Annotated in this window: 14 protein-coding genes; 8 read left to right on the forward strand and 6 right to left on the reverse strand. The window is 69.4% G+C overall.

Translation table 11 applies throughout. The features are described 5' to 3' along the window. Window positions 1-247: 247 nt before the first annotated feature. On the forward strand, window positions 248-1,315 hold the full coding sequence (locus tag V5F67_RS09545; RefSeq protein ID WP_394019144.1) for a hypothetical protein: 1,068 nt from the start codon (window positions 248-250) through the stop codon (window positions 1,313-1,315). A gap of 184 nt (window positions 1,316-1,499) precedes the next feature. Continuing rightward, complete coding sequence (locus V5F67_RS09550; RefSeq protein ID WP_394019146.1) at window positions 1,500-2,141, forward strand: Pr6Pr family membrane protein; 642 nt, start codon at window positions 1,500-1,502, stop codon at window positions 2,139-2,141. A 196-nt stretch (window positions 2,142-2,337) separates the two neighbouring features. On the opposite strand, the gene secA is transcribed toward V5F67_RS09550, so the two are convergent. Continuing rightward, on the reverse strand, window positions 2,338-5,118 hold the full coding sequence (gene secA / locus V5F67_RS09555) for a preprotein translocase subunit SecA (protein WP_394019148.1): 2,781 nt from the start codon (window positions 5,116-5,118) through the stop codon (window positions 2,338-2,340). 369 nt (window positions 5,119-5,487) lie between these two features. Between secA and V5F67_RS09560 the strand changes: the two genes are divergently transcribed. From V5F67_RS09560 to V5F67_RS09570, 3 genes are all read left to right on the forward strand, one after another. Beyond that, a complete protein-coding gene (locus tag V5F67_RS09560) occupies window positions 5,488-6,759 on the forward strand; it encodes an efflux RND transporter periplasmic adaptor subunit (RefSeq protein WP_394019150.1) in 1,272 nt (423 codons plus the stop codon). Window positions 6,760-6,787: 28 nt separating this feature from the next. Beyond that, window positions 6,788-10,033, forward strand: a complete 3,246-nt coding sequence (locus tag V5F67_RS09565) for an efflux RND transporter permease subunit (RefSeq protein ID WP_394019152.1) — start codon at window positions 6,788-6,790, stop codon at window positions 10,031-10,033. Between the two features lie 254 nt (window positions 10,034-10,287). Continuing rightward, a complete protein-coding gene (locus tag V5F67_RS09570) occupies window positions 10,288-13,668 on the forward strand; it encodes a transglutaminase family protein (RefSeq protein ID WP_394019154.1) in 3,381 nt (1,126 codons plus the stop codon). 102 nt (window positions 13,669-13,770) lie between these two features. On the opposite strand, the gene V5F67_RS09575 is transcribed toward V5F67_RS09570, so the two are convergent. The 4 genes from V5F67_RS09575 to tkt form a co-directional block, all read right to left on the reverse strand. Further along, a complete protein-coding gene (locus V5F67_RS09575) occupies window positions 13,771-14,793 on the reverse strand; it encodes a class I fructose-bisphosphate aldolase (RefSeq protein ID WP_394019156.1) in 1,023 nt (340 codons plus the stop codon). 93 nt (window positions 14,794-14,886) lie between these two features. Beyond that, window positions 14,887-16,077, reverse strand: coding sequence for a phosphoglycerate kinase (locus V5F67_RS09580; protein ID WP_394019158.1), 1,191 nt, complete (start codon window positions 16,075-16,077; stop codon window positions 14,887-14,889). 23 nt (window positions 16,078-16,100) lie between these two features. Beyond that, window positions 16,101-17,108 (reverse strand): type I glyceraldehyde-3-phosphate dehydrogenase, encoded by a 1,008-nt coding sequence (gap, locus tag V5F67_RS09585; RefSeq protein WP_394019160.1) that lies wholly within the window; start codon window positions 17,106-17,108, stop codon window positions 16,101-16,103. A gap of 106 nt (window positions 17,109-17,214) precedes the next feature. After that, window positions 17,215-19,203, reverse strand: coding sequence for a transketolase (gene tkt / locus V5F67_RS09590; RefSeq protein ID WP_394019162.1), 1,989 nt, complete (start codon window positions 19,201-19,203; stop codon window positions 17,215-17,217). Window positions 19,204-19,660: 457 nt separating this feature from the next. Here tkt and V5F67_RS09595 point away from each other — a divergent pair, with 457 nt between their 5' ends. Both V5F67_RS09595 and V5F67_RS09600 read left to right on the forward strand, forming a co-directional pair. Further along, the gene (locus V5F67_RS09595; protein WP_394019164.1) at window positions 19,661-19,966 is read left to right on the forward strand and encodes a DUF4164 domain-containing protein; all 306 of its coding nucleotides are present in this window, start codon (window positions 19,661-19,663) and stop codon (window positions 19,964-19,966) included. Window positions 19,967-19,970: 4 nt separating this feature from the next. After that, window positions 19,971-20,354: a cell division protein ZapA gene (locus tag V5F67_RS09600; RefSeq protein ID WP_394019166.1), complete on the forward strand. Its 384-nt coding sequence runs from the start codon at window positions 19,971-19,973 to the stop codon at window positions 20,352-20,354. A gap of 43 nt (window positions 20,355-20,397) precedes the next feature. Here V5F67_RS09600 and pdxH read toward each other — a convergent pair whose 3' ends face one another. Then, window positions 20,398-21,039, reverse strand: a complete 642-nt coding sequence (gene pdxH / locus V5F67_RS09605) for a pyridoxamine 5'-phosphate oxidase (RefSeq protein WP_394019168.1) — start codon at window positions 21,037-21,039, stop codon at window positions 20,398-20,400. Here pdxH and V5F67_RS09610 point away from each other — a divergent pair. After that, complete coding sequence (locus V5F67_RS09610) at window positions 21,020-21,574, forward strand: RT0821/Lpp0805 family surface protein (protein WP_394019170.1); 555 nt, start codon at window positions 21,020-21,022, stop codon at window positions 21,572-21,574. The two genes, pdxH and V5F67_RS09610, sit on opposite strands and share 20 nt — an antisense overlap. Window positions 21,575-21,608: the final 34 nt, after the last annotated feature.

Genomic DNA, 21,608 nt, shown 5'->3' on the forward strand with positions numbered 1-21,608 from the left:
GGCGGCTTGCCTGCGGGATCGCGGTGTCGTGAAGGGCCGATGGCCGCACGTCTCCGCGCCGGGGCGGAAAGGCGATCGCAGGCAGAAGGTTGCCGCGCTGCAAGGTGCCCCTGGGGCGGCTTGCGGTAACCATTCGTCAACGCTACAGGATCTTATCGATGGACGTGGCGTCCGCTCTTGGCCTCTTGTGGTTCCGGATACGGACGTTGGGAGTTCTGCGTTGAGCCGTCCGCTGACGAGATTTGGAGTGCGCGCCCGCGCGGCGGTTCTCGCCGCGTCGCTGGGGCTTGCGCTCTCGGCCTGTTCCCAGACCGACGACGTGGCGCGCAAGGCCAACAAGCCGCTGACGCCGCAGATGCTCTCCCTCCTCGCCCAGAAGAAGATGGAGCCGTCGAGCCCGATCCTGGTGCGCATCTTCAAGAAGGAGTCGGAGCTCGAGGTCTGGAAGGAGGCCACGGACGGCAAGTATGCGCTGCTGAAGACCTATCCCATCTGCCGCTGGTCCGGCGAGCTCGGACCCAAGGAGAAGATCGGCGACCGCCAGGCGCCGGAGGGCTTCTACACCATCACCCCCGGCCAGATGAATCCGAACTCCAGCTATTATCTCGCCTTCAACCTGGGCTTCCCGAACGCCTTCGACCGCGCCTACGGGCGCACCGGCGAGTTCCTGATGGTGCACGGGGACTGCTCGTCCTCGGGCTGCTACGCCATGACCGACGAGCAGATCTCCGAGGTCTTCTCGCTCGCCCGCGAGAGCTTCGCCGGCGGCCAGACCGCGTTCCAGGTCCAGGCCTATCCCTTCCGCATGTCGCCGAAGAACCTCGCCGAGAACCGCAAGAACCCGAACATGGCCTTCTGGAAGAACCTGAAGGAGGGCTACGACCAGTTCGAGGTGACGCGGCAGGTGCCCAAGGTGAACGTCTGCGAGCGCCGCTACGTGTTCGGCGCCGAGCCGGAGCCGGGCAGGACGTTCAACGCCCAGCAGGCCTGCCCGCCCTACAAGGTGGACGAGCAGGTGGCGCAGCAGGTGGCCGCCAAGAGCCGGGCCGACGAGGCGCAGGTCGCCGCCCTGTCGCAGAGCGCGCCGCTGGCGCCGGTGCGCACCGGCCGCGACGGCGGCATGCACCCGGTGTTCCTCGCCGAGTTCAAGCGCAAGCAGGCGGCGGGCGGCGGCGAAGCCGCCTTCACGCCCCAGGCGCCCGGCACCGTGCCCGACACCACGCGCCCGCCGGCCGGCAGCGACGACACCGGCCTGACCGAGGCCGGCGGCAGCGCGACCGCCCCGGTCGTGACCGGCACGGTCGCGCCCCGCTGAGGCCGGCGCCCCCTCAGCCTTCCCGGCGCAGCACCCCTTCGCGCCCGCCGCTGCGCCAGTCGGCGCAGAGCCGGCCGAGCAGCCACAGCGGGATGCCTGGTGCCGGCGAAGGCCGGCATGAGGTTGGCCTGGCACGCTGACCGCAGCCCGCGTTCCCGTTCGCGGCGCTGGAGGGCGGAGCGTCATGGAACGGTGGGGCAGGGGGCTGGCGCTGGTCGCGGCCCTGGTGGGGCTCGCCGCGCTGGCGCTCCAGCTCGGCATCATCGTCGTGAAGGAGGCGCGGGCGGGACTTGGGCCGCTGCCGGCGCTCGCCGCCGGCCTGTGGCGCTTCGTCGGCTACTTCACCATTCTCGGCAACATCTTCGCTGCCGTGGTGGCGCTCGCCATGGCGCTGGCTCCGGGTCGCGCGCTCGCCGGGCCGAGGGTGCGGCTCGCGGCGGCGGTGGCGATCGTGCTCATCGGCATCGTGTATTCCCTGCTGCTGCGGCACGTATGGAACCCCACCGGCTGGCAGGCGGTGGCGGATCACGCGCTGCACGACGTGATGCCGCCGCTGTTCCTTCTCGCCTGGGCGATGATGCCGCACGGCCGGCTCGGCTTCCGCGACGCCCTGTGGGTCATGGTGCCGCCGCTCGCCTATTTCGCCTATGCGATGGCGCGCGGCGCCCATGACGGCTGGTATGCCTATTGGTTCCTCGACCCAGCGAAGCTCGGGCCGGAGCGCATGGCGCTCAACGCGGTGGCCCTCGCCGCCGGCTTCTATGCCGCCGGCCTGCTGCTGGTGGCGCTCGACCGGGCGCTGTCGCGGCGGCTCAAGGACGTTTGACGACCTTCCAGCGCGGGCTCATGCCCGGCGCCCCCTCACCCCCGGCCATTCTCCCGCAAGGGGAGCAGGGAGACGCGAAGGTCCGGCGCGCTCGTGGGATTGGAGCGGGGAGGCGCGAAGGTGCCGGGTCTTGGTGCCGAAACGGGGGCAGAGGGGAGCCGCAAGCGGGCGCGGCACCCCTCGGCCGGGCCCGTCCTCAGGCGAAGCGGCCGTGGCAGTGCTTGTACTTCTTGCCCGAGCCGCAGGGGCAGGCCTCGTTGCGGCCCACCTTGCCCCAGGTGGACGGGTCGTCGGGGTTGCGCTCGGCCACCGCCACGTCGCCCGACAGCAGCGGCTGGGGCCGGCTGCCGATGGCCGCGCCGGCGTCCGCCATCTCGTCCTCGCCCGTGAGCGGGTTCTCGTGGTGCGCCTCCATCACCGGAAGCTCGCCCACCGGCGGCGGCTGGGTGACGATCTCCACCCGCATCAGCTGGGCGGTGACGATCTCGCGCAGCCGGTTGAGCAGCGCCGAGAACAGGTTGAAGGCCTCGGACTTGTACTCGTTCAGCGGATCGCGCTGGGCATAGCCGCGCAGGCCCACCACCTGGCGCAGATGGTCGAGCATGGCGATATGCTCGCGCCAGAGATGGTCCAGCGTCTGGAGCAGGATCGACTTCTCCACGTAGCGCATGAGGTCCGGCCCGTACTGGGCGCTCTTGGCCGCCATCCACTCGTCGGCGCGGCGGATGATGCGCTCGGTGACCTCGGGGCCAGCGATGCCCTCTTCCTTCGCCCAGTCCCTGACCGGCAGATCGAGGGCCAGCAGCTCCTTCACGGCGGCGTCGAGCCCGTCCACGTCCCACTGCTCGGGATAGGCGTTCTCGGGGATGAACTTCGCCACCGTCTCGGTGATGAGGGCATGGCGCATGTCCTCCACCGTCTCGGCCACGTCGTCGTCGTTCATCAGCTCGACGCGCTGCTCGAACACCACCTTGCGCTGGTCGTTGAGCACGTCGTCGTACTTCAGCAGGTTCTTGCGGATGTCGTAGTTGCGCGCCTCGACCTTCTGCTGCGCCTTCTCCAGCGCCTTGTTGATCCAGGGATGGACGATGGCCTCGTCCTCCTTGAGGCCGAGCTTCTGGAGCATGCCGTCGAGCCGGTTCGACCCGAAGATGCGCATCAGGTCGTCTTCCAGCGACAGGAAGAACTTGGAGTGGCCGGGATCGCCCTGGCGGCCGGAGCGGCCGCGCAGCTGGTTGTCGATGCGCCGGCTCTCGTGGCGCTCGGTGCCGAGCACGAACAGGCCGCCGGCCGCGAGCGCGGCCTTCTTCAGCTCCTCGACCTCGCCGGCGATCCTCGCCTCGGCGGCGGTGCGCTCCTCGCCCTCGGGCATGTCCTTCAGCTCGTGGGCGACGCGCATCTCGACGTTGCCGCCGAGCTTGATGTCGGTGCCGCGGCCGGCCATGTTGGTGGCGATGGTGATGGCGCCGGGCACGCCGGCCTGGGCGACGATGTAGGCTTCCTGCTCGTGGTAGCGCGCGTTCAGCACCGCGAACGAGCGCGCATTGCTGCGGGCGCCCGAGGTCGCGGCCGGGTCGGAGAAGTCCACCTGCCGGAAGCCGGCCTGCTTCAGCAGCTCGGCCAGCAGCTCCGACTTCTCGATCGAGGTGGTGCCCACCAGCACCGGCTGGCCCTTCTCGTGGCACGCGCCGATGAGGGTGATGATGGCCTTGTACTTCTCCGCCGCCGACCGGTAGACCTCATCGTCGTCGTCGATGCGCGAGACCGGCACGTTGGTGGGGATCTCCACCACCTCGAGCTTGTAGATGTCGGCGAACTCGGACGCCTCGGTCGCCGCGGTGCCGGTCATGCCGGCGAGCTTCTGGTAGAGGCGGAAATAGTTCTGGAAGGTGATGGAGGCGAGCGTCTGGTTCTCCGGCTGGACCTGGACGCGCTCCTTGGCCTCCAGCGCCTGGTGCAGGCCTTCCGAATAGCGCCGGCCCGGCATCATGCGGCCGGTGAACTCGTCGATGATCACCACCTCGCCGTTGCGGACGATGTAGTCCTTGTCGCGCTGGAACAGCGTGTGGGCGCGCAGCGCCTGGTTGACGTGGTGCACCACCGAGACGTTCTCGATGTCGTAGAGGCTCTCCGACTTCAAGAGCCCGGCCTCGGCGAGCATCTGCTCCATCTTCTCCATGCCCGCCTCCGTCATGGTGACGGTGCGCTGCTTCTCGTCCACCTCGTAGTCTTCCTTCACGAGGCGCGGGATGTAGAGGTCGATGGTGTTGTAGAAGTCCGAGCGGTCGTCGAGCGGGCCGGAGATGATGAGCGGCGTGCGCGCCTCGTCCACCAGGATCGAGTCCACCTCGTCGACGATGGCGTAGAAGTGCGGGCGCTGCACCATCTGCGCGCGCTCGTACTTCATGTTGTCGCGCAGATAGTCGAAGCCCAGCTCGTTGTTGGTGGCGTAGGTGACGTCCGCATTGTAGGCGGCGCGGCGCTCGTCGTCGTCGAGGCCGTGGACGATGATGCCGGTGGAGAGGCCGAGGAAGCGGTAGAGGCGGCCCATCCACTCGGCGTCGCGCTTGGCGAGGTAGTCGTTCACGGTGACCACGTGCACGCCCTTGCCGGCGAGCGCGTTGAGATAGACGGGGAGGGTGGCGACCAGGGTCTTGCCCTCGCCGGTCTTCATCTCGGCGATGCCGCCCTCGTGCAGCACCATGCCGCCGATCAGCTGCACGTCGAACGGGCGCATGCCCAGCGCGCGCTTGGAGGCCTCGCGCACGGTGGCGAAGGCCGGCTCCAGCAAATCGTCGAGGGAGGTGCCGGCGGCGATCTGGTCGCGGAACTGCTGGGTGCGGGCGCGCAGCGCCTCGTCGGAAAGCCCCTCCAGCTCCTTCTCCATGGCGTTGATGGCCTGGACGCGAGGGCGGTATCCCTTGACGCGACGGTCGTTCGCGGAGCCGAAAAGCTTGCGGGCAAATCCACCTAGCATGGGTATCTCTGTTCCGATCGGTCGCGAAGGCGGCGGGCGCAAGCGGCCGGACCTCCGGGAAATTGGGCGTTCTTCAATACCCCCAATGCGGCGGCAGCAAGTCGGGAACCCGGACGCCCCGCACCTGCCGCAAGGGCGCGCGGGGCAACGTTGACCCTCATGCCGCCAAAGGGAGCGCAAATCCTGGCGGACACTTATGAACGGGTGGGGGCAATGTCAATGCGAGGCAGCCCGGGCGCGGGCGCCGGCCCGGCCGCCGACGGATGGCCGCGGAGCGGCATGTTGGAAGTGATCAAGCCAATTCCTCTCATGGACACGTCATGGACCCATGCTTAGTATCCGCCGCGACTGCACAAAGGGGGATTGGGTATGGTGGGGGGATTCCGGGTGTCCGGCCTGCGCCGTGGCGGCATTGCGGTTTCGGCCGCTCTTGTGCTCGCCGCCTGCGAGGAAAAGAACACCTACGTGCCCCCGCCGCCGCCGAAGGTGACCGTCGCTCCCGTGCTCCAGCAGCCGGTGACGCGCTTCCTGGAGCTGACCGGCAACACCGCCTCGATCAATTCGGTGCAGCTCAACGCCCGCGTCCAGGGCTTCCTCACCGCCATCAACTATGAGGACGGCCAGCTCGCCAAGAAGGGCTCGGTGCTGTTCGTGATCGAGCAGGACCAGTACAAGGCCAGCCTCGACCAGGCCAAGGCGACGCTGGCGGCGAATCAGGCGCTCCAGGTTCAGGCCGAGGCGGAATACAATCGCCAGGCGCAGCTCGCCAAGCAGGACTTCGCCTCCCAGGCCACCCTCGACCAGGCGCGCGCCAAGCGCGACCAGGCGGTGGCCAACGTCGCCAACGCCGAGGCCGCGGTGCAGACGGCGCAGATCAACCTCGGCTACACGCAGGTGACGGCGCCCTTCGACGGCCTCGTCACCGCCCACCAGCAGGACGTGGGGGCCCTGGTCGGCTACAGCGGGCCGACCCAGCTCGCCTCCATCGTCCAGGTGGACCCGATCTATGTCTGGTTCTCCCTGAGCGAGCAGCAGGTGCTCAACATCAAGGAGCACCTCGCCAGGACCGGCCGCACGCTGATGAGCGTGGAGCGCCGCATCGGCGACATCCCCATGGAGATTGGCCTGCAGACCGAGCAGGGCTTCCCGCACAAGGGCAAGCTCGACTACATCGCCCCGCAGGTGGACCCGAACCTCGGCACGCTCACCGTGCGCGGCATCTTCGAGAACAAGGACATGGCGCTGCTGCCGGGCCTGTTCGCGCGGGTGCGCCTGCCGCTCGGCGACGCCGCGCCGACCATCCTCGTGCCCGACGCCGCCATCAGCTACAACCAGCTCGGCGCCTATGTCCTGACGGTGAGCGCCGACAACGTGGTCTCCCAGACCACGGTCACCACCGGCCAGCTCCAGGCCAACGGCCTGCGCGCCATCGAGGGCGGGCTGAAGGTGGGCGACCGCATCATCATCAGCGGCCTCCAGCGGGCCGTCCCGGGCTCGAAGATCGACCCCGAGGAGGGCAAGATCGTCGGCGTCGCCCCGACCACGAAGGCGGGCAAGCCGGCGGGCGTGCCGGACGCGATCGGAGGCGCCACGGCGCCCGCCGCCCCCGCGGGCGGCACCGCGCCGGCACAGAAGAACTGATCCGTCCCTCGAACCTCTGGGAGCGCCCATGATCTCGCGCTTTTTCATCGAGCGGCCGGTTCTGTCGAACGTGCTCGCCCTCGTCTTCGTGCTGATCGGCCTCGTCTCCCTCATCCGCCTGCCGGTTGCGCAATATCCCAACATCGTGCCGCCCACGGTGTCGGTCTCCACCTCCTATCCCGGCGCCTCCGCCAAGACCCTGGTCGACACCGTCGCCCTGCCCATCGAGCAGCAGGTGAACGGCGTCGAGGGCATGATCTACATGCAGTCCTGGTCGGCCTCGGACGGCACCTACACGCTGATCGTGACCTTCGCCATCGGCACCGATCCCAACATGGCGCAGGTGCTGGTGCAGAACCGGGTGAACATCGCCCTCGCCTCGCTGCCGGCCCCGGTGCAGGCCCAGGGCGTCACCATCCTGCAGAAGGGCACCTCGATCCTCGAGTTCGTGACCCTGATCTCGCCGGACGGACGCTATGACGGCCTGTTCCTGAACAACTACGCCATCATCAACATCCAGAACGAGCTGGAGCGCGTGCCCGGCGTCGGCAACGTGGCGGTGTTCGGCGCCGGCACCTACGCCCTGCGCATCTGGATGGACCCGGACAAGATGCAGGCGGTGGGCCTCACCCCCACCGACGTGTCGAACGCGGTGCAGAAGCAGAGCCAGGAGGTCACCCCCGGCCAGCTCGGCATCCCGCCCGCACCCTCCAACGCCTCGTTCCAGTACACGGTGAACGTGAAGGGCCGCCTCGACGACGTGGCGGACTACGAGAACATCATCGTCAAGGTCGACAACGAGAATGGCGGCCGCATCGTGCGGGTCCGCGATATCGGCCGCGTGGAGCTCGGCGCGCAGAGCTATTCCAAGGACTTCATGCAGGACAACAAGCCTGCGGCCGGCATCGGCATCTTCCAGCTTCCCGCCGCCAACGCGCTCGAGGTCTCGGAGCTGGTGGGCAAGAAGATGGAGGAGCTCAAGAAGAGCTTCCCCGAGGGCCTCGACTACGCCAACCCGTTCAACACCACCTGGTTCGTCTCCGCCTCCATCGACGAGGTCTGGAAGACCCTGTTCGAGGCGGCGATCCTGGTGCTGGTGGTGATCCTGATGTTCCTCCAGGACTGGCGCGCGACGCTGGTTCCGGCGACCACCGTTCCCGTGACCATCATCGGCGCGTTCGCCGCCATGGACGCCATGGGCTTCACCATCAACATCTCGACCCTGTTCGCCATCATCCTCGCCATCGGCATCGTGGTGGACGACGCCATCGTCATCGTCGAGGGCGTGGCGCGCCACATCGAGGAGGGCATGGCGGGCCAGCCGGCGGCCGAGAAGGCCATGGACGAGCTGTTCGGGCCGGTGGTCGGCATCACCCTGGTGCTGATGAGCGTGTTCCTGCCAGCCTCGTTCATACCAGGCCTATCGGGGCAGATGTTCAAGCAGTTCGCCCTGGTGATCGCTGCGACGGCGTTCATCTCGGCCATCAACGCGGCGACATTGAAGCCCACCCAGTGCGCGCTCTGGCTGAGGAAGCCGGTGCCGCCGGAGAAGCGCAACTTCATCTATCGCGGCTTCAACGCGGTCTACGGCAAGGCCGAGCACTGGTACACCGCCCTGATCTCGCGCATGGTCCACCGCTCCAAGCTGATGGTCCTGGTGGCGCTGGCGCTCATGGGCGTCGCCGGATGGGGGCTGACGCGGGTGCCGACCTCGTTCCTGCCGATCGAGGACCAGGGCTACTTCCTCGTCGCCGTCCAGCTGCCGGATGGCGCCAACCTCAACCGCACCAAGGCGGTGATGGGCGATGTGTCGGAGCGGGTGCGCAAGGTGCCGGGGGTGCAGACGGCGCTTGCGGTGTCCGGCATCTCGATCATGGACAACTCGTCCACCCTGGCGAATGCCGGCGTGATCTACGTCACCCTGACGCCGTGGGACGTGCGCTACGCCACCAAGGGGCAGGACCTCCTGTCCATGTACCAGAACATGAACAAGGCGGTGGCGGACGTCGAGCAGGCGCAGGTGATCGTGCTGGTTCCGCCGGCGATCCAGGGCATCGGCAACGCCGCCGGCTTCACCATGCAGCCGCAGCTCAAGAACGGCAATTTCGACTACCAGCTGCTGGCGCAGATCACCACCTCGCTGGTGGAGAAGGCCAACGCCCAGTCGGCGCTCTCCCACGTCTCCAGCTCGTTCCGCGCCGGCGCGCCGCAGCTGGAGGTGGAGATCAACCGCATCAAGGCCGAGACGCTGGGCGTGACCGTGGGCCAGGTGTTCACCACCATCTCGTCCTATCTCGGCTCGACCTACGTCAACCAGATCAACAAGTTCGGCAACGTGTTCCAGGTCTATGTGCAGGCCGATGCCGGCTTCCGCGTGACCCCGGCGGACCTTGAGGCGCTGAAGGTGCGCGCGCCCAACGGCACCATGATCCCGCTCGGCACGCTGCTCACCGTGAAGGTGGTGCAGGGGCCGCCGCTGATCTCGCTCTACAACCTCTATCCCAGCTCCACCATCAACGGCACCAACGCCCCCGGATTCTCCTCCGGCCAGGCGCTCGACCTCATGGAGCAGATCGCCGCCTCCACCTTGCCGCCGGGCACCGGCTTCGAGTGGACCGCCATGTCCTATCAGGAGAAGGCGGTGGGCAATCAGATCTACTTCGTGTTCGGCCTCGCCATCCTGCTGGTCTACTTCGTGCTGGCGGGCCAGTATGAGAGCTGGATCCAGCCCATGTCGGTGATCCTCGCCGTGCCGCTGGCCCTGCTCGGAACGGTGGGCGCGCTGCTGGGCCTCGGGGTGTCCAACAACCTCTACACCCAGATCGGCCTCGTGCTGCTGATCGCGCTGGCCTCGAAGAACGCCATCCTGATCGTCGAATATGCCCGCGAGAAGCGGGCCGAGGGCATGGAGATCACGGACGCGGCGGTGGAGGCGGCGCGCCTCCGGTTCCGCCCCATCCTCATGACCTCGTTCGCCTTCATCCTCGGCGTGCTGCCGCTGGTGTTCGCCACCGGCGCCGGCGCCAACTCGCGCAAGTCCATCGGCATCGCCGTGGTGTCGGGCATGCTCGCCTCCACCTGCCTCGCGGTGCTGTTCGTGCCCTCCTTCTATACCGTTCTCCAGCGCTTCGAGGAGAGGCTGAAGAACAAGAAGAAGCCGGCCGGGCCGCATGCCGCGGGCGAGCCGCCCGAAGGGCCCAAGGGGCCGGTTGGCGCAGGCGGGCCGGTCGGCGCAGGCGGGCCGGCGGCGCCGCCCGCGCCCGCCACGGCCTGAGGCGGGCGCCGTGGCTTCGGCGTGGCCTGTGCCCGAAAGCGCTCCGGCCCGGCCGGGTGCCGGGCGCCGCCGCGCCGGGCCGGTACACGCTGAAAATGCATGGCTCCCCTGTGGGGCCTCCTCTTGCGTGCATGCCCGCCTTTGCAGCATGTGTCGCCGCAAAGTCGCGCTTCCGCTCGATCGGGGGCTTGTCTAACTTCGGTCTGCTCTAACCAGGGCCCAGGTCGCGGCCCGCAGGATCAGGTGTTTCCTCGATGTCCATCCTCGCGAGCCTGCACCACGTCACGAGCTACAGCTACGACAAGCCGGTCGCGCTCGGCCCGCAGACCATCCGCCTGCGCCCGGCCCCCCACAGCCGCACCGCGATCCCGTCCTATTCCCTCAAGATCACGCCTGCCCAACATTTCATCAACTGGCAGCAGGACCCGTTCGGCAACTGGCTGGCGCGCGTGGTGTTCCCCGAGAAGACCACCGAGTTCAAGGTGGAGGTTGACCTCCTCGCCAGGCTCGACGTGATCAATCCGTTCGACTTCTTCGTCGAGGAGTACGCCGAGGAATTCCCCTTCGCCTACGCCCCGGCGCTGAAGGCGGAGCTCGCGCCCTATCTGGAGCTGGAGCACGAGGGCGCGCTGTTCGACGCCTTCGTCGCCTCGGTGCCGCGCGAGAAGAAGCGCATCGTCGACTTCCTGGTGGAGATCAACCAGCGCCTCCAGAGCGAGATCGGCTACGTCATCCGCATGGAGCCGGGCGTGCAGACGCCCGACGAGACACTGGAGAAGAAGCTCGGCTCGTGCCGGGACACCGGCTGGCTGCTGGTGCAGGTGCTGCGCCACCTCGGCCTCGCCGCGCGCTTCGTCTCCGGCTACCTGATCCAGTTGAAGCCGGATGTCGCCGCCCTGGACGGCCCCTCCGGCACCGACGTGGACTTCACCGATCTGCACGCCTGGTGCGAGGTCTACGTGCCCGGCGCCGGCTGGATCGGGCTCGATCCCACCTCCGGCCTGCTGTGCGGCGAGGGCCACATCCCGCTCGCCGCCACCCCGCACTACGGCTCCGCCGCGCCCATCACCGGCCTGGTGGAGAAGGCGGAGGTGGAATTCGGCTTCGAGATGGACGTGACCCGCGTCGCCGAGGCCCCGCGGGTGACGCTGCCGTTCTCCGACGACACCTGGACCGCGCTCGACGCCCTCGGCGCGAAGGTGGACAGGGACCTCGCCAGCGGCGACGTGCGCCTGACCATGGGTGGCGAGCCCACCTTCGTCTCCATCGACGACTATGAATCCCCGGAGTGGAACACCGAGGCGCTCGGCCCGCAGAAGCGCGTGCGCGCCGACGACCTCATACGCCGCCTGCGCCGGCGCTTCTCCACCGAGGGCGTGCTGCACTACGGCCAGGGCAAGTGGTATCCCGGCGAGACGCTGCCGCGCTGGTCGTTCGACCTGTTCTGGCGCAAGGACGGCCAGCCCATGTGGTCGCGCGAGGACCTGATCGCGTCCGAGACCGTGGACTACGGCGCCGGCCCGGCGGAGGCGGAGCGCTTCGGCAAGGCGGTGGCCGAGAAGCTCAAGGTCGGCGACCAGTTCGTGGTGCCGGCCTACGAGGACAACATCTACTTCATGTGGAAGGAGCAGTGCCTTCCCGAGAACATCCCCCCCGGCGACCCGCGCATGGCGGACGAGGTGGCGCGCCGCATGCTGGCGCGCGCCTTCAACCAGGGCCTCGCCAATCCCTCCGGCGTGGTGCTGCCGCTGCGCCGCTCCTGGCTGACCGACGGCACGCCCATCTGGGCGTCGGAGCATTGGACCTTCCGCCGCGACTTCCTGTTCCTGATCCCCGGCGAGAGCCCCATCGGCTATCGGCTGCCGCTGGAATCGATGCCGTACCTCGCGCCCACCCGCTACCCCTTCACCATGCAGGAGGACACGTTCGAGCCGCGTGGCCCGCTGCCGGACGCGGCCGAGCTTGCCGCCCGCTACCGCGACGGCGCGCCGGCCGGCGATGCGCGCGCGCGCTACCAGGTGGCGCCGCGCACCGAGGCCTACGGGGTCGGCGAGCGGGCGCAGGAGCTGGTGCGCCAGTACATCGCCCAGAACGAGCGCCAGATCTTCACCGCCGACACCCGCACCGCTTTGTGCGTGGAGCCGCGCGGCGGCCGCCTGTGCGTGTTCCTGCCGCCGGTGGAGCGCCTCGAGGACTATGTGGACCTCATCGCCGCGGTGGAGCAGGTGGCGATCGAGCAGAACATGCCGATCCACCTGGAAGGCTACCCGCCGCCGTTCGACTACCGCCTCAACCTGATCCGCCTCGCCCCCGATCCGGGCGTGCTGGAGGTGAACGTCCACCCCTCCGACACCTGGAAGGGCTGCGTCGAGATCACCCACGCGCTCTATGAGGAGGCGCGGCTCGCCCGCCTCGGCACCGAGAAGTTCATGGTGGACGGCCGCCACACCGGCACCGGCGGCGGCAACCACGTGGTGGTGGGCGGCGCCACCCCGGCGGACAGCCCGTTCCTGCGCCGGCCGGACCTCCTGAAGAGCCTGCTGCTGTTCTGGCAGCGCCACCCGAGCCTGTCCTACATGTTCTCGGGGCTGTTCATCGGCCCGACCTCGCAGCATCCGCGCATCGACGAGGCGCGCCACGACAGCCTCTACGAGCTGGAGATCGCGCTCTCCAAGATCCCGCTGCCGGGCGGCGAGCTGCCCCCCGCCCCGTGGCTGGTGGACCGCCTGCTGCGCAACATCCTGGTGGACGTGACCGGCAACACCCACCGCACCGAGATCTCCATCGACAAGCTCTATTCGCCGGACGGCCCCACCGGGCGGCTCGGCCTCGTGGAGTTCCGCTGCTTCGAGATGCCGCCGGACTGGCGCATGAGCCTTGCCCAGCAATTGCTGCTGCGGGCGCTGATCTCGCGCCTGTGGAAGGCGCCGATCCACGGCGACTGCACGCGCTGGGGCACCATCCTCAACGACCGCTTCATGCTGCCGCATTATGTGTGGGCCGACTTCCTCGACGTGCTGGAGGACCTCGGCGACGCCGGCTACGCGTTCGATCCCGAATGGTTCAAGGCGCAGTTCGAGTTCCGCTTCCCGCTCTACGGCCAGGTGCAGCGCGGCGGCGTGGACGTGGAGGTGCGCCAGGCGCTCGAATGCTGGAACGTGCTGGGCGAGGAGGGGGTCACGGGCGGCACCGCGCGCTACGTGGACAGTTCGGTGGAGCGCCTGCAGGTGAAGGTGGAGGGCTTCAATCCCTCGCGCCACGTGCTCACCTGCAACGGCCGGCGTGTGCCGGTGGCGCCTACGGGCCGCAATGGCACCTTCGTCGGCGGTGTGCGCTACAAGGCGTGGCAGCCCTGGTCGGCGCTGCATCCGACCATCCCGGTGCATGCGCCGCTGGTGTTCGACGTGGTGGACACCTGGAGCCAGCGCTCGCGCGGCGGCTGCGTCTATTACGTCTCCCATCCGGGCGGGCTCTCCTACGAGACCTTCCCGGTCAATTCCTACGAGGCCGAGGCGCGCCGCCTCGCCCGGTTCCAGGAGTATGGCCACACGCCCGGCATGGCCCACGTGCCGGCCGAGACCGCGCCGGACGAGTTCCCGACCACCCTCGATCTGCGCCGTCCGATCGGCATGTGAGGGCAGGGGGAGCGCCGGACACGCCCAAGCAAAAAGGCGCCGGCGAAAGCCGGCGCCTTTCTTGTCTCATGCGGAAGAAGGCGGCCGCGGCCGCCTTGCGGCTCACGCGGCCTTCTTCTCCTCGGCCGACGACCACTGGCCGAGGGCGGCGAGCGAGTTCATGCGGGCGCGGTGGGTGAAGGCGGCCTGGGCGGCGGCCATGTTCTCGGCCTTGCCGGACCACGCCTTCTGCGGCGCCGCCTGGAGCGCGCGGCCGTAGGAATAGGTGAGCTTCCACGGCAGGCCGCCGAGCTTCACCATGGCGTCGAGATGGGCCGTGGCCTCCTCGTCCGACTGGCCGCCGGACAGGAAGGCGATGCCGGGCACCACGGACGGCACGCAGCTCTTGAGCAGGCGCACGGTCTTTTCCGCCACCTCCTCCACCGAGGCCTTCTTCGCGCTCTTCTTGCCGGGCACCACCATGTTGGGCTTCAGCACCATGCCTTCCAGGCGGATGCGCTGGTAATAGAGCTCCTGGAAGGTCTCCTTGAGCACGAACTCGGTGACCTCGTAGCAGCGCTCGATGTCGTGGTCGCCGTCCATCAGCACTTCCGGCTCGACGATCGGGACGATCTTGGCCTCCTGGCACAGCGCCGCATAGCGGGCGAGCGCGTGGGCGTTGGTGCGGATGGCGGTGTAGGACGGGATGCCGGCGCCGATGTCGATCACCGCGCGCCACTTCGCGAAGCGGGCGCCGAGGTCGTAATACTCCTTCAGGCGGCCGGCGAGGCCATCGAGGCCCTCGGTGATGGTCTCGCCCGGGCAGAAGGGCAGGGGCTTGGCGCCCGCGTCCACCTTGATGCCGGGCACCGCGCCCGCCTCGGCGATCAGCGTCACCAGCGGCGTGCCGTCCTTGGCCTTCTGGCGGATGGTCTCGTCGAACAGGATCACGCCGGAGATGTACTTCTTCATCGCCTCGGTCGAGCGGAACAGCAGCTCGCGATAGTCGCGGCGGTTGTCCTCGGTCGACGCGACGCCGATGGCGTCGAAGCGCTTCTTGATGGTGCTGGAGCTTTCGTCTGCCGCCAGGATGCCCTTGCCGTCGGCCACCATCTTCTGTGCGATCGTATCGAGCTCAGCGGTCATGATCGGTCCGTCCTGCCTTTGCCGCCCCTCGCGGCGGGATGTTCTGGGAACAGTATAGGGCACTGCGGCAGGTGCGCCGCAGTGCAATGTTTGTCAGCGCTTCAGCGCCTCGACGCCGGGGAGCGCCTTGCCTTCCAGCCATTCGAGGAAGGCGCCGCCCGCCGTGGAGACGTAGGAGAAGCCCGCCGCCGCCCGGGCGTGGTTGAGCGCCGCCACGGTGTCGCCGCCACCCGCAACGGAAAGCAGCTTGCCGGCCTGGGTGAGGCGCGCCACCTCCTGCGCCACCGCCACGGTGGTGGCATCGAACGGGGTGAGCTCGAACGCGCCGAACGGCCCGTTCCACACCACCGTCCTCGCCGCCTTCAGCTTGTCGCTGACGAGCGCGGCGGTCCTGGGGCCGGCGTCGAGGATCATCTCGTCGTCGCCGACCTCGTCCACCGAGACCGTGCGGTGCGGGGCGTTGGCCTTGAACTCCTTCGCCACCACCGCGTCCACCGGCAGCACGATCTCGCAGTTCGCGGCCTTCGCCTTGTCCAGGATCTCGCGCGCGGTGCCGAGAAGGTCGTGCTCGCACAGCGACTTGCCGACGGTCTTGCCCTGGGCTGCGAGAAAGGTGTTGGCCATGCCGCCGCCGATGACGAGGATGTCCACCTTCGCCACCAGGTTGCCCAGCAGCTCCAGCTTGGTGGAGACCTTGGCGCCCCCCACCACGGCCAGAACCGGCCGCTGCGGCGCCTCCAGCGCCTTGGTGAGGGCGTCGAGCTCGCCCTGCATGGAGCGGCCGGCGAACGCCGGCAGCTTGTGGGCGAGGCCCTCGGTGGAGGCGTGGGAGCGGTGGGCGGTGGAGAACGAGTCGTTCACGTAGACGTCGCCGAGGCTCGCCAAGGCCTCGACGAAATCGGGCGCGTTCTTCTCCTCGCCCGCATGGAAGCGGGTGTTCTCCAGCACGATCACCTCGCCGCAGGCGAGGCGCTCCACCGCGTCCTTCGCCTCGGCGCCGATGCAGTCGGAGGCGAAGGCGACGGAGCGGCCGAGCTCGGCCGAGAGCGCCTCCACCAGCGGCGCCAGCGACTGGCTCTCGTCCCGGCCCTTGGGCCGGCCGAAATGCGAGAGGAGCACGGCCTTGCCGCCCTTCTCCGTGATGGCGCGGATGGTGGGCAGGATGGCGCGGATGCGGGTGCCGTCGGTGACGCGCCCGCTCTCCATGGGAACGTTGAGGTCGACGCGGACAAGGACCCGCTTCTTGGCGAGGTCGGCGTCGTCGAGGGTGCGGTAGGCGATCATGATGAAGCCTCCTCCCCTCCGGTTCAGCCGAGCTTGCCGAGCGCCACGGCCGTGTCGGCCATGCGGTTCGAGAAGCCCCACTCGTTGTCGTACCAGCTCATCACCCGCACCAGCGTGCCGTCCATGACCTTGGTCTGGTCCATGTGGAAGGTGGAGGAGTGGGGATCGTGGTTGAAGTCGATGGAGACGTTGGGCTGGAGCGTGTAGCCCAGCACGCCCTTCAGCGGGCCGTCCGCCGCCGCCTTGATGGCCGCGTTCACCTCCTCCACCGTGGTGGCGCGCTTGGCGACGAACTTGAGGTCGATCACCGAGACGTTCGGGGTCGGCACGCGGATGGAGACGCCGTCGAGCTTGCCCTTCAGCTCCGGCAGCACCAGGCCCACCGCCTTGGCGGCGCCGGTGGAGGTCGGGATCATGGAGAGCGCGGCCGCGCGGGCGCGGTAGAGGTCCTTGTGCACCTGGTCCAGCGAGGGCTGGTCGTTGGTGTAGGAGTGCACCGTGGTCATGAAGCCCTTGTCGATGCCGATGGCATCGTTGAGCACCTTGGCGACCGGCGCGAGGCAGTTGGTGGTGCACGAGGCGTTGGAGACCACGAAGTGCTCGGCGGTGAGCTTGTCGTGGTTCACGCCGTAGACCACCGTCAGGTCGGCGCCGTCGGCGGGCGCGGAGACCAGCACCCGGCGGGCGCCGGCGGTGAGGTGCGCGGACGCCTTGTCCTTGGCGGTGAAGATGCCGGTGCACTCGAGCGCGATGTCGACGCCCAGCTCCTTGTGCGGCAGGGTCGCGGGATCGCGCACCGCCGTCACCTTGATCTTGCCCCGGCCCACATCGATGGTGTCGCCGTCGACCTTCACCTGCGCCGGGAAGCGGCCGTGCACGCTGTCGAAGCGCAGCAGGTGGGCGTTGGTCTCCACCGGGGCGAGGTCGTTGATCGCCACCACCTCGATGTCGGTGCGGCCCGATTCCACGATCGCGCGCAGCACGTTGCGACCGATGCGACCGAAACCGTTGATGGCCACCTTGACGCTCATGTCCATTCCTCCATGGCCGGCTTGAAGCCCGGCCCTCATGTGTGCCCTGCGCAGGAAACGGCCCCTCCGCTCCCGCGCGCCCGTCGCGCTCCGCCGCGCGCCGATCTCAGTTCTGCTTCAGGCGGTCGAGCGCCTTGGCGACGACCGACTCCGGCGTAATGCCGAAATGCTTGAAAAGGTCCTTTCCCGGCGCGCTGGCGCCGAACGAGGTCATTCCCACGAAGGCGAAATCCGAGCCGAGGAGATCGGCCCACCCCATGCGGACGGCGGCTTCTACGGCCACCTTCGCCGGGGCATCCCCGATCACCGCGGCGCGCTCGGCGGCCGGGCGTTCGAGGAACAGCTCGAAACAGGGAACGGAGACGACGCGGGTGGGCACCCCCTGCGCCTCCAGCATCTTCTTGGCCTCGGCGGCGAGGGAGACCTCGGAGCCGGTGGCGAACAGGGACACCTGCGCCTTGCCGCTCGCCGGCAGGATCTCGTAGGCGCCGCCCCTGGAGAGGTTCTCGCCCCCGCCCGGCGCGAGCACGGGCAGGTTCTGGCGCGACAGGATCAGCGCGGACGGGCGGTCGGTGGTCTCAAGGGCGATCTGCCAGCACTCCGCCGTCTCCACCGTGTCGGCGGGGCGCAGCACGAGAAGGTCCGGGATCGCCCGCAGGGCGGCGAGGTGCTCCACCGGCTGGTGGGTGGGGCCGTCCTCGCCGAGGCCGATGGAATCGTGGGTCAGCACGTGGATCACCCGCTCGCCCATGAGGGCGGCGAGGCGGATCGCCGGGCGGCAATAGTCGGAGAAGACAAGGAAGCCGCCCGAGAACGGGATCAGCCCCTTGTGGAGGGCGATGCCGTTCATGGCCGCCGACATGCCGTGCTCGCGCACGCCCCAGTGGACGAACGAGCCGGAGAAGTCGTCCGGCGTGATCGCCTTGGCGCCCTTCGCCTTGGTGTTGTTGGAACCGGTGAGGTCGGCCGAGCCGCCCAGCATCTCCGGCACCACCGGGGTGATGGCGTCGAGCACCATCTCGGACGACTTGCGGGTGGCGACCGCCGCCTTGTCCGCCGCCGCCTTGGCCTTGAAGGCGGCGAAGGCGTCGGCGAGCGCTTCCGGCAGGCGGCCGGCCTGGGTGCGCTGGAATTCCGCCTGCCTGTCGGCCGGCAGTGTGGCGAGGCGCTGCTCCCACGCCGTGCGGCGGGCCTTGCCGGCGGCGCCGGCGGCGCGCCAGGCGTCGAGCACGTCGGCGGGAACCTCGAACGGGGCGGCCTCCCAGCCGAGGGCGGCGCGGGTGGCGGCGATCTCCTCGGCGCCGAGCGGCGAGCCGTGGGCCTTCTCCGAGCCCGCCTTCTTGGGCGCGCCGAAGCCGATGGTGGTGCGGCAGGCGATCAGGCTCGGCTTGCCGGAGGCCTTCGCGGCCTCGATGGCGGCAAGGATGGCGGCGGGGTCGTGCCCGTCCACGCGGGTGGTGGACCAGCCGGAGGCGGCGAAGCGGGCGAGCTGGTCGGTGGAGCCCGACAGCGAGGTGGCGCCGTCGATGGAGATCAGGTTGTCGTCCCACAGGACGATCAGCTTGGAGAGCTTCAGGTGGCCGGCGAGGTCCGCCGCCTCCTGGCTGATGCCCTCCATGAGGTCGCCGTCGGAGCACAGCACATAGGTGTGGTGGTCCACCACCTCGGCGCCGTACCGCGCCTGGAGCGCCTTCTCCGCCATGGCCATGCCGACGGCGGTGGCGATGCCCTGGCCGAGCGGGCCGGTGGTGGTCTCGATGCCCTCGGTGACGAAGTTCTCGGGATGGCCGGGGGTGAGCGAGCCGAGCTGCCGGAAGCGCTTGATCTCCTCCATGGTCACCTTCGGGAAGCCCATCAGGTGCAGCACGGAATAGAGCAGCATGGAACCGTGGCCGGCCGAGAGCACGAAGCGGTCGCGGTCCGGCCAGTGGGGCGCGGACGGGTCGATCTTCAGCACCTGGGCAAACAGCACGGTGGCGATGTCCGCCGCCCCCATGGGCAGGCCGGGATGACCGCTGTTGGCAGCCTCCACCGCGTCCATGGACAGGAACCGGATGGCGTTGGCCATGCGGTCATGGCTGTGGCGGCTCGACATGTTCTTCTTGTCTCCCGCGCCCGGACGGGCGCGCCTGGTAACGCGGAGCGCCGGGGCGGACCGGCCGGCCCCGGCCCTGATGGCGGTCTAGATATCAGCGCACCGCCGGGTGTCAAACCCGCCGGATGCCGCGCCGTCAAGGCTGGCGCGATCGCGCGTGATTGCGCCCCATCGTCGCGGCGGCGTCCGGCGGGTGGATGGGGGGCGCTTCGGAACCATCCGCTACCCCCCGCTGCCCGGCCAGGATGAGGCAGGCGGCCGCCGGCAACTGCCGCGCGCGCCACGATTGCCACTCGATACCGCCCGAGGAGCCGGCGGCGCCGGCTCCTTGGGTACTGGGGGGCGGCGGCGCCGGCCACCCCTCCGGGCGCAGGGGGCCGCGCGCGGCCCAAGTTTTTGCGTTGACAATCCAATGGCCGGTGGCCCGAATCCCCTCGACTCGGCTAGACTTCAATTCATGTATGCGCTGAAGCACCGTCCGCCGCTCCAGGATACGCCCATCGAGGCCGCCACCAAGCGCCTCAATGCGGCCCTCGACGCGCTCGCCGACGCGCTGGAGCGGCGCCGCGACATGGACCGGCACCAGGAGGCGCTGCTCGCCCAGCTCCACGCGCTCGGCAACGACCGCGCCCGCCTCGCCGCCGAGCTGGACCTGTCGCAGAGCCAGGTGGAGGAGGTGGCCCAGGTGAGCCGCGAGGTCATGCGCCGCCTCGACGTCGCCATGGGCACCATCCGCGACGTGCTCGCGACCCACGGCGGATAAGCGCATGCCGCATGTCTCCGTCACCATCGCCGGTCGCCACTACCGGATGGCCTGCGACGAGGGGCAGGAGGAGCACCTCATGCGGCTGGCGCGGGACATCGACACCCGCATCCTCGACCTGCGCGGCGCCTTCGGCGAGATCGGCGATCAGCGCCTGGTGGTCATGGCCGCCATCACCATCGCCGACGAGCTGGCCGAGGCGCGCGCGCGCATCCGGGCGCTGGAAAGCGACATCGAGAGCCAGCGCGACGCCCGCGCCTCCGCCATCGCCCGCATCGAGTCGAGCGAGGAGGAGGTGGCCCGCACCATCGAGGAGGTGGCCGAGCGCATCGAGCGGCTGACCGCCGAGCTCACGCCGCGCGAGAAGGGCAATATCGGCATGGGCTGAGGCGGGCGCCGCCGCGGCTCAGGGATGGCCCAGCGATCAGGGATCAGGGATAGAGCCGCGTGCGGACCCAGGACTCCGCCTCGCCGCCGCGCCGGAACACCACCCGGTCGTGCAGGCGGAACGGGCGGTCGTGCCAGAACTCGATCGCCACCGGCACGATGCGGAAGCCGGTCCAGTGCGGCGGGCGCGGCACCGTGCCGAGGCCGTAGCGCGCCGTGGTCGCCGCCACCGCCGCTTCCAGCGCGAACCGGCCCTCCAGCGGGCGCGACTGCTGGCTCGCCCAGGCGCCGATCTGCGACAGGCGCGGCCGGGTGGCGAAATAGGCGTCCGCCTCCTCCGCGCTCACCTGCTCCACCATCCCGCGCACCCGCACCTGCCGGCGCAGCGACTTCCAGTGGAACACCAGCGCCGCCTTGGGCACCGCCGCCAGCTCGCGCCCCTTGGCGCTCCCGGTGTTGGTGAAGAAGACGAAGCCGCGCGCGTCCAGCCCCTTCAGCAGCACCATGCGCGCGTCCGGCAGGCCGGTCTCGTCGACCGTGGCGAGGGTCATGGCGTTGGGGTCGTTCGGCTCCGACCTGGTGGCGTCCTCCAGCCATTCCGCGAACAGGCGGAAAGGCTCGGACGCCTCGGTAAAATCACCGGATGTTAAGGGGTCGTGGGCTTCCATGGTCTCGCTTGTCGTCATCTGGGAGCCCCTCGTGCCGTCCATCGCCGAAACCGGCCCCGTCAAGAGCCGGCAGGTTGCCCATCATAGAAGCGCGGCGCCCCGGCGCGAAGCCCTCCCGCAGGGGCTCGGGCGCGGCATTCTCGGCGCCGCGCTCCTGTGCCTCGCCTTCGCCTCGGCGGGCTGCTCCACGCTCGGCACGCCCGACGACCAGCTCATCACCGGCTCGGTGCGCCCGCACGCGACGCCGGTGTCCGCGCCGCTGCCCCAGGGCGCGGCGCCGAAGGGTATCGCCGAGCCGGACTGGATCGAGGCCAAGGCGGCGCTCGACCAGGCGCTGACCTCGCGCGACAAGGACACCTCGATCCCGTGGGAGAACAAGGCGAGCGGCGCCAGCGGCACCGCCACCCCCATCGGCCCCGAACGCGGCGGCTGCCGCGACTTCATGATCTCGGTGGTGGACGCGAAGGCCGGCGACCGCTGGGTCCAGGGCGAGGCCTGCCGCGCCCGCTCGGGCTTCGTGCTGAACCAGGTGCGAATTCTGGGGCGTGCCTGACCTTCGCCGTTGCATTTCAAGCCCCGCCTCCCAC

The organism is Xanthobacter pseudotagetidis (assembly GCF_043194795.2).
GTDB classification, from domain to species: domain Bacteria; phylum Pseudomonadota; class Alphaproteobacteria; order Rhizobiales; family Xanthobacteraceae; genus Xanthobacter; species Xanthobacter tagetidis_A.